This is a genomic window from Sphingobacterium sp. T2 (genome assembly GCF_000814685.1).
Classification (GTDB): Bacteria; Bacteroidota; Bacteroidia; order Sphingobacteriales; family Sphingobacteriaceae; genus Sphingobacterium; species Sphingobacterium thermophilum.
Genome location: NZ_JXAC01000118.1, coordinates 1 through 5,543 on the forward strand (window position 1 = coordinate 1; position 5,543 = coordinate 5,543).

The 5,543-nt window shown below is 43.7% G+C and carries 7 protein-coding genes; 5 read left to right on the top strand and 2 right to left on the bottom strand.

The features are described 5' to 3' along the window. Positions 1 to 144: 144 nt before the first annotated feature. Complete coding sequence (locus tag SD31_RS08570) at positions 145 to 1,686, bottom strand: NAD(P)/FAD-dependent oxidoreductase (protein ID WP_039053819.1); 1,542 nt, start codon at positions 1,684 to 1,686, stop codon at positions 145 to 147. Positions 1,687 to 1,909: 223 nt separating this feature from the next. Between SD31_RS08570 and SD31_RS08575 the strand changes: the two genes are divergently transcribed. The 5 genes from SD31_RS08575 (at position 1,910) to SD31_RS08590 (ending at position 5,010) form a co-directional block, all read left to right on the top strand. Beyond that, entirely contained in the window at positions 1,910 to 2,416 is a 507-nt protein-coding gene (locus SD31_RS08575; protein WP_231561371.1) for a LemA family protein, read from the top strand. A gap of 89 nt (positions 2,417 to 2,505) precedes the next feature. Beyond that, the gene (locus SD31_RS20835) at positions 2,506 to 2,637 is read left to right on the top strand and encodes a hypothetical protein (protein ID WP_316929821.1); all 132 of its coding nucleotides are present in this window, start codon (positions 2,506 to 2,508) and stop codon (positions 2,635 to 2,637) included. Between the two features lie 28 nt (positions 2,638 to 2,665). Further along, positions 2,666 to 2,941, top strand: coding sequence for a TPM domain-containing protein (locus SD31_RS20840; protein WP_316929822.1), 276 nt, complete (start codon positions 2,666 to 2,668; stop codon positions 2,939 to 2,941). A 10-nt stretch (positions 2,942 to 2,951) separates the two neighbouring features. Further along, the gene (locus SD31_RS08585; protein WP_231561372.1) at positions 2,952 to 3,782 is read left to right on the top strand and encodes a TPM domain-containing protein; all 831 of its coding nucleotides are present in this window, start codon (positions 2,952 to 2,954) and stop codon (positions 3,780 to 3,782) included. A gap of 106 nt (positions 3,783 to 3,888) precedes the next feature. Then, entirely contained in the window at positions 3,889 to 5,010 is a 1,122-nt protein-coding gene (locus tag SD31_RS08590) for a TlpA disulfide reductase family protein (RefSeq protein WP_039053822.1), read from the top strand. Between the two features lie 47 nt (positions 5,011 to 5,057). Here the strand turns inward: SD31_RS08590 and SD31_RS08595 are convergent. Continuing rightward, a partial coding sequence (locus SD31_RS08595) for a PLP-dependent transferase (RefSeq protein ID WP_039053823.1) occupies positions 5,058 to 5,543 on the bottom strand: 486 nt, incomplete at its 5' end.

Here is a 5,543-nt window from a genome sequence, read left to right on the forward strand (position 1 = left end):
GAGCACAACCTTGCCAAGGTTGTGCTCTACAACTGAGCTACTTCGCTTGATTTTCTGACACAAAAATAAGGCTTTTTTTTCATCTATAAGAGGATAAGATGAAAATTTTGCCTTTATTTTTGCATCAGTCTTATTCTTAGTGAATTAAATTTTTATAGCGTCGACACAATTTATGCCGTCAATGGCTGCGGAGACGATTCCTCCTGCATAACCGGCTCCTTCTGCGCAAGGATAAAGTCCCTTGATTTGTGGATGTTGAAGCGTTTCTTTGTCTCGTGGAATGCGCACCGGGGAGGATGTTCGTGATTCTACACCTACCAAGATAGCTTCATTAGTATAGTAGCCTCGCATCTTTTTGCCGAAGAGCGGCAAGGCTTTACGTAGTGCGGTATGCACGAAGTCAGGTAACACTTCGTTGAGGTCCACCGAGCGGGTTCCCGGCTTATATGAGTTTTTCGGTAAGTCCAGAGATACACGGTTTTCTACAAAGTCCACCATCCTTTGTGCTGGAGCTACGAAGTTGCCTCCTCCAAGCTGGTAAGCTTTGTGCTCTACCGCACGTTGGAAGTCGAGCAGAGCGAAAGGATTTGTTGCTGCGTTGGGTACATCATCGAGATTGATTTGTATTACTGTGCCCGAATTGGCGTGTGGATTGTTTCTTTTTGAAGGCGACCATCCATTTACAACAATTTCATCAAAGTCGGTGGCACAAGGAGCTATGATTCCTCCGGGACACATACAGAAAGAGAATACGCCACGGTTATTTACTTGTTCCACGAGGCTGTAATAAGCTGGAGGGAGATTGTCGTGGCGTACGGCACAATGGTATTGTGCACTGTCGATGATATGCTGTGGATGCTCGATGCGGACCCCTAAGGCAAAAGGTTTGGCTTCCAGAAGCCAGTTTTTGTTGCGGAACAGCTGGAAGATATCGCGTGCGGAATGTCCTGTTGCCAGAATGACATGATCTGCACAGAAGGTATGGCCGTTTTCGGTCTTCACCGAATGTACCTGACCGAATTTTTCGACTATGTCCACCACTTTAGTCTCAAAATGCACTTCACCCTCCATCTCGAGGATTTTATGGCGCATGCTTTCTATGATGTGTGGCAGCTTGTTAGTACCAATGTGTGGTCTTGCATCGATCAGGATATCTTCATCAGCTCCGTGCTCCACAAAGATGGAAAGCACTTTGTGTACATCGCCTCTTTTATTGGATCGGGTATATAGTTTGCCATCAGAATAGGTTCCAGCACCGCCTTCACCGTAGCAATAGTTGGATTCGGGATTGACTATACCTTCACGATTGATTTTGGCAAGGTCACGTCTTCTTTCGCGTACGGGTTTCCCACGCTCGAGGATTATAGGTTTCAGGCCACGTTCCAGACAGCGGTAAGCGGCAAAAAGTCCTGCAGGCCCTGCGCCTATGATGATGACCGGTTTGGCATCACGGACATTTTTAAGCGTACTTTGATAGCAGAAAGGTTGTGGCTGTTCATCTATGTAAAAAACTATGCGGAGGCGAAAGACCACCTGTTTGCTGCGCGCGTCTATAGAACGTTTTCGGATGTATACTCCGTTGATTCTTTTTGGGGATATGTTAAGCTGTTTTGCTCCTTGGCGGAGAATGTAATCCTGATCATGGATATGGTCAGGACCGATAGCTAATTCAATTTCTTGTTGCATATACTTTTATTGGGTTTTTATCCCAAAACTTTGCGAAGTTACGAGTTTTTAGTTGAAGCTCGGGGTGTAATAATTTTGGCATTTGCTTTGGAGTATGAGTAATTGAAAAGTTATTTGTATTTTTAGGGGATCAGAAAATGAAAATTACGCCGATGAAAAGATTATTATTTGCCTTATAGGGTTGTTTACAGCATTATCGTTTAGCTCATGTGGCTATAACACTATGGTATCTAAGGACGAAAACGTTAAGGCCAAATGGGCGCAGGTAGAGAATGCGTATCAGCGTCGTGCTGACCTGATTCCAAATTTAGTAGCTACGGTCAAAGGAGCCGCACAGCATGAGGAGTCTACGTTGACGGCAGTAGTGGAAGCACGTGCTAAGGCTACTTCCGTGACAGTAAATCCGGATGATCTTTCGGAAGAAGCTATTGCCAAGTTCCAGCAGTCGCAGGATGCGTTGTCGCAGTCTATCGGTCGTTTGTTGGTAAGTGTGGAAGCCTATCCGGACTTGAAAGCCAACTCCAACTTCCAAGAGCTGCAAGCGCAGCTGGAAGGTACCGAGAACCGAATTGCTGTGGAGCGCAGAGCCTATAATGAAGCTGTGCAGGATTATAACACTACGGTAAGAAGTTTTCCTAATAATATCATTGCGGGAATCTTTGGCTTTAAGCCTAAAGGAACATTCCAGGCTGCTGCGGGTTCAGACAAAGCACCTACAGTTTCTTTCTAAAGGATAATATTAAACTTTAATGAGGAGAAGATGAATATTGGGTGCCTTGTTATCACAATATTCATCTTTTTTAATTTTTGGGTATAGCTATGGCATTATTTAACGAAGAGGAGCAGGAGCGTGTCGTTCATGCTATAAACGTCGCAGAAAATCTCACCTCCGGAGAGATCAGGGTGGTGGTGGAAAATGTGGTAGGACGAGGATACGACAGCTTTCGATAAGGCGAAGAGCTATTTTGAAAAGCTTAACATGCATAAGACGGTGCAACGTAATGGCGTTCTCATTTATTTGGCTATTGCTGATCATCAATTTGCTATCATAGGAGATGCAGGGATAAATAAAGTGGTGCCGGATAACTTTTGGGAGATCACCAAAGATAAGATGCTGTTTCATTTCCGACAGGGCAATTATGTGAGGGGGTTGGTCGAAGGTATTCAGGAGGCGGGGGAGCAGTTAAGACAATACTTCCCACGTCAAGATGATGATATCAATGAATTGCCTAATGACATTCATTTCGGTAATTAATCTAAATAACATGCAAATACTTTTTCCATCAAGATACTTTAAATATTTTGCTTTTTTAGCTTTCTTGTTATTGGCTACGGTGACAAACCTTAGGGCTCAAAATCTACCTGAAGCACCTAAGCAACTTGTTTCCGATTTTACCAATACGTTAAGTGCGGATGAGTTGTCGGCCTTAGAGCGCAAGCTGTTGATTTTTGAGGATAGCACTTCTACGCAGATTGCGGTGGTTATTGTACAGACAACGGATGGCTATGATGTGGCCGATTATGCGGTGCGACTTGCACAGAAATGGGGGGTAGGGCAAGCAAAATATAATAATGGTATAATGCTTTTGGTTGCTTTGGGCGATAGGGCCGTTACCATACAGACCGGCTACGGTATTGAGGGTGCTTTACCTGACGCTATAGCCTATCGTATTATTGAGCGGGACATCAAGCCAGCCTTTCGCAAAGGCAGGTATTATGAGGGGATTGATAATGCCATAAATTCTATCATTTCTTATACGAAGGGTGAGTATAAGGCTGAAAGGAAAGAACCTTCCGGCTCGGGGGGCATTGGCAGGGTTTTGGCGATTATTGTGGTGGTTGTCATTCTCTTTGTAGCTTTGGTATCCATCGGAGGCGATCATAATGATAAAGGAGGGGGACGGATGTTCGATGGGAAAGGAACGAATGATCTTTTTTGGTGGATGTTGTTGAATAATATGGGAAAAGGAGGTTCTAACCGAAGAGGAGGAGATTTCGGAGGTTTCGGAGGAGGCTTCGGAGGAGGTAGTTCCGGCGGCTTTGGTGGCTTTGGCGGCGGAGGTTTTGGTGGCGGAGGCGCCAGTGGCAGATGGTAAGGACGGGTTAAATAGTGTTAAATTTTAATTTAACACCATATAGTTATTATATTTACCACTTTATTTTATACGTTAAATTGATTTATTACAGATTAAAATCCAAATTATGAAAAAGATAGCTTTTGCTCTATTGACGAGCATACCGGCCTTAGCGTTTGCCCAAGAAGCATTCACTATAAAAGGCAAAGTCGGGGCATACAATGCTCCTGCTAAGGTGTTTATTCAGTATTATGAGGGACAACAGCCCAAGATAGATTCTGCCATAATAAATAATGGAGAGTTTACGCTGAGCGGCACTGTAGAGATGCCGTCAAAAGGTTATCTTGTTCTTTCTCCTGAAGGAAAAACTTTTGGCCCTTGGGTTCAACAAGCGGACTATGCTGAAATCTTTTTATCTCAGGGAACCATCAATGTTAAGGGTGAGACGTTGAGATCTGCCGATGTTTCGGGCACTAAAATCATTGAAGATTATAAAGCTCTTAATGCGTTGAAAAAGCCTATTCAAGAGCAGATGATGTTGGTGGATGAGGAGTTTAGAGCTGCTTCGGATGAGCAAAAGAGAAATCCGGAATTTATTGAGGGCTTAAGAAGCAAGATAATGCCTCTGTACGAGAAATCGCAGGCTATTGACTATGAATATATAAAGGCTAACAAGAATTTTGTGGCTTTGAGCTTGATGAGTCAAAGTATTTCTGCCGAAAATGTATTGGAGTATGATAAGTTGTTGAGCACATATCCTGCCGACCTAAAGGAATCGCGTTTTGCCCAAGCATTGGCTGACAAGATTGCAAGTATGAAGAAGGTTGCGGTAGGAGCTGTAGCGCCAGACTTTACTTTGCCGGATGTGAATGGTAAAGAGGTGTCCTTATCATCATTGAGAGGTAAATATGTGTTGTTGGATTTCTGGGCATCTTGGTGTGGACCATGCCGTCAGGAAAATCCTAATGTGGTTGCCGCCTACAATAAATATAAAGACAAAGGATTTACCATTTTAGGTGTTTCTTTAGATAATCCTGGAAAAAAAGACGCATGGCTGAAAGCTATTGAAGACGACAACCTAGGACAATGGACAAATGTTTCGGAGCTTAAAGGATGGAAGTCTGAAGTCGTAGGTCTTTACAACATAGAAGGTATTCCTCAAAACTTTCTCTTGGACAAGGAAGGACGTATTGTAGCTGCCGGCCTTCGCGGAGAGGCGTTGGAAGCTAAACTTGAAGTAAGCTTTTAAAATAAGAAAGCATAAAAAAGCCTTGAGATATTTCTCAAGGCTTTTTTTTATATCTTGTCGATAGCTTGTTGCCAATCGGCGATAAGGTCATCTATGTGTTCGATACCGACAGATATTCGAAGCATTCCCAATGTGATACCAGATATTTTCTTTTGCGATGCGGAGTGGTGTGTTCCCCACATGCTGGCCGGATGTACGACTAGGGACTCCACGCCTCCGAGGCTTGCGGCATTAGCAAAAAGCTTAAGGTTATTCAGTATGGTTTGTGCATTTCTGAACTCTTCATTTTCATCTTTTCCTGCTACCTCAATGCAGAGCATTCCGGTGTGTCCTTTCATTTGTTTTGCCGCCAGCTCATATTGCGGATGGGAACTCAGTCCTGTATAAGTAACCTTCCTTATAGCCTTATTTTGTTCTAAGAATTGCGCTAATGCCAATGCATTGTGATTAATCTGTTTCACGCGTAGTGAAAGAGTTTTCAGCCCTCGTAGTAGCAGCCATGAGTCGAAGGGACTGAGACTGCCAAGGGAGGT

What these genes read in the sequence shown, in the direction of transcription:
- SD31_RS20835 (WP_316929821.1), top strand. Translation starts at nt 2,506, where the DNA reads ATGGCATTATTTAACGAAGAGGAGCAGGAGCGTGTCGTTCATGCTATA.
- SD31_RS08570 (WP_039053819.1), bottom strand. Translation starts at nt 1,686, where the DNA reads ATGCAACAAGAAATTGAATTAGCTATCGGTCCTGACCATATCCATGAT.
- SD31_RS08585 (WP_231561372.1), top strand. Translation starts at nt 2,952, where the DNA reads ATGCAAATACTTTTTCCATCAAGATACTTTAAATATTTTGCTTTTTTA.
- SD31_RS08590 (WP_039053822.1), top strand. Translation starts at nt 3,889, where the DNA reads ATGAAAAAGATAGCTTTTGCTCTATTGACGAGCATACCGGCCTTAGCG.
- SD31_RS20840 (WP_316929822.1), top strand. Translation starts at nt 2,666, where the DNA reads ATGCATAAGACGGTGCAACGTAATGGCGTTCTCATTTATTTGGCTATT.
- SD31_RS08575 (WP_231561371.1), top strand. Translation starts at nt 1,910, where the DNA reads ATGGTATCTAAGGACGAAAACGTTAAGGCCAAATGGGCGCAGGTAGAG.